The 2,397-nt window shown below is 65.9% G+C and carries 2 protein-coding genes; one reads left to right on the top strand and one right to left on the bottom strand.

Annotation, left to right across the window (positions count from 1 at the left end; genetic code table 11):
* The first annotated feature begins 206 nt into the window (after positions 1 to 206).
* The gene (panC, locus tag ACP5M5_RS14625; protein WP_427938578.1) at positions 207 to 1,067 is read left to right on the top strand and encodes a pantoate--beta-alanine ligase; all 861 of its coding nucleotides are present in this window, start codon (positions 207 to 209) and stop codon (positions 1,065 to 1,067) included.
* Positions 1,068 to 1,133: 66 nt separating this feature from the next.
* Here panC and ACP5M5_RS14620 read toward each other — a convergent pair whose 3' ends face one another.
* A complete protein-coding gene (locus ACP5M5_RS14620; RefSeq protein ID WP_427938576.1) occupies positions 1,134 to 2,186 on the bottom strand; it encodes a YeiH family protein in 1,053 nt (350 codons plus the stop codon).
* Positions 2,187 to 2,397: the final 211 nt, after the last annotated feature.

The following is a 2,397-nucleotide window of genomic DNA, read 5'->3' as shown; positions in this document are numbered from 1 at the left end:
TGCGAGGCCAATTCGACCGGCCAAGAGAATTTTTGACGCAACCCTCAGACGCGCTGGCGCAAGCGACGAGCCTCGCGCCATGGCGGGTGACGCCGGATGGGTGCTGCGCTAATGAGCGGAGCGATGTGCAAATCTCTGTCATGGCGGGACGAGTCCTGGCGGCGAGCCCCTGCCCCATTTCCCTCGGTCAAAGGGAAGACGGTGTAATGCTGCCGATTGAACGATCGCCAACTGGGCTCCGTGCCATGGTCGCGGCCTGGCGTGCCGATGGCGCGCGGGTGGCGCTGGTGCCGACCATGGGGGCGCTACATGACGGCCATGTGGCGTTGATCCGCGCCGCGCGGGGCGAGGCCGAACGGGTCGTGGTCTCGATTTTTGTCAACCCGCGGCAATTTGGCCCGAATGAGGATTTCGACCGCTACCCGCGGGACGAGGCGGCCGATGTCACTGCCGCCGCCCGAGCTGGCGCGGATCTGGTTTATGCGCCAACCATCAGCGCCATGTACCCATCCGGCTATGCCACCACGGTCAGCGTCGCCGGGCTGAGCGAGGGGTTGTGCGGCGCCCAGCGGCCTGGGCATTTCGACGGCATGGCGACGGTGGTGACCAAGCTTTTGCTGCAAGCCGGGGCCGATAGCGCCTGGTTCGGCGAGAAGGATTATCAGCAATGGCTGGTGGTGCGTCGCCTGGTCGCCGATCTCGACATCCCGGTGCGGCTTCGCGCGGTGCCGACGGTGCGCGAGGCGGACGGGCTTGCGCTCTCATCACGCAACCGCTTCCTCTCCCCCGGCGAACGCGCCATCGCGCCGCGTCTTGCCGCAGTGTTACGTGAGATCGCGGCGCGGGCGACCGCGACCCCTGACGCCATCGCGCCACTCCTGGCGGAAGGGCACGCGGCCCTCACCGCGGCCGGGTTCAGCGTCGACTATCTGGAAATCTGTGACGCCGAGACCCTCGCGCCCTGCACGACGTGCCATGCCCCGGCGCGGGTGCTCGCCGCGGTGCGGCTGGGCGCTGTCCGGCTGATCGATAACTGGCCAATCCCCGGCGCCGCGCAGCGCGCCTAACCCGCGCAAGGCGTAGCCCGCCGGCGCGCGCGACGCTTCTCTCCTTGGGCGAGCCATCATCCGTGCTCAGCCGAGGAACTGGATCAAGGCGAAGCTGATCGCAACGATAAGTGCGAGCGAGACCGTGACAGCGCTTGCCACAGGCAAACCGGCGCGGGCGACCTGGCGCAGATCGGTGCCGAGGCCGAGTGCGGCCATCGCGATCACGGTCAGCCAATTCGCCGCCATCGCCATGGGCGAAAGCAGAGAGTGCGGGACATCATCGAAGGAGCGGAGAGCGGCAAGGCCCAGAAAGCCGACGATAAACCATGGCACCAGATGATGAAACCGCAGCCGGTACGCCAACGGATCACCTGCCGCCGCTCCCTGTCCCAGATCCTCGCCATTGTCTTGCAACCGGTGCGCGATCAATGACAGGACCAACAGCACCGGTCCGAGCATGAGCACGCGCACGAGCTTGACCAGCGTGCCGATATGGACGGCGATCGTGCCCGCGGGAACGGTCGCGGCGAGCACTTGCGGCACGGCATAGACGGTCAGACCGGCCAGCACACCATATTGCGAGCCGCTGAGATGGAGAAGCGGTATCAATCCGGGCAAACCAAGGACGGTAGCGACGCCGAGCACCGCGGTGAAGGCGATGGCGGTCGCGACATCCTCGGCTTTGGCGCCAATCGCCGGCGCGACGGCCGCGATGGCCGAGTTGCCGCAAATCGCGTTGCCGCAGGCAACGAGCAGCGCCATTCGCGGCCGCAGCCCAAGCAGGCGCCCGATGCCATAGCTCATGGCGATGGCAACACCGACCACGCCGACGATCCCGGCCAGTAACCCGGGGCCGACGGCCGCGAGCGCCTGCGCGCTGAGGCTGGCCCCGAGCAATAGAATGGCAAGCTCGAGCAGAATTTTGGCGCTGAAGCGAATGCCGCCGATCCAGATGGTGCTCGGCGTCCAGAGCGAGCGGAGGATGGTGCCGACGATGATCGCCAAGACCAGGGGCTCGAGCCAAGCGCGCCCCAAAAGCCGTGCTTCGAGGCTGGCGAGCCCTGTCGCCACGAGGCTGACGGCAAGACAGAACATCGTGCCGGGGAGGAGATGCCCGCGGCGCCAGGCGTTATGCATCGGGAATCATTCGATCATCGGCGATCTCGCGCGTCATCGTTTGCGCGCGAAACGCTGGGCGCCCCAGAATGCCATAGGATGTGGTCATGGCTGGAATTCCTTTCATCCGTTCGCGACAGGGCCTGCGAGGCGCTTTCTGCCGCCACGGCGAGGAATTTGTGCCCAGGCGTTCGATATTAAAAACAGATTGTTTATGTTAATATAATCATAT

Origin of the sequence: Acidibrevibacterium sp. (assembly GCF_049965395.1) — a bacterium.
Classification (GTDB): domain Bacteria; phylum Pseudomonadota; class Alphaproteobacteria; order Acetobacterales; family Acetobacteraceae; genus Acidibrevibacterium; species Acidibrevibacterium fodinaquatile.
This window is presented reverse-complemented; position numbering and strand designations above follow the sequence as displayed.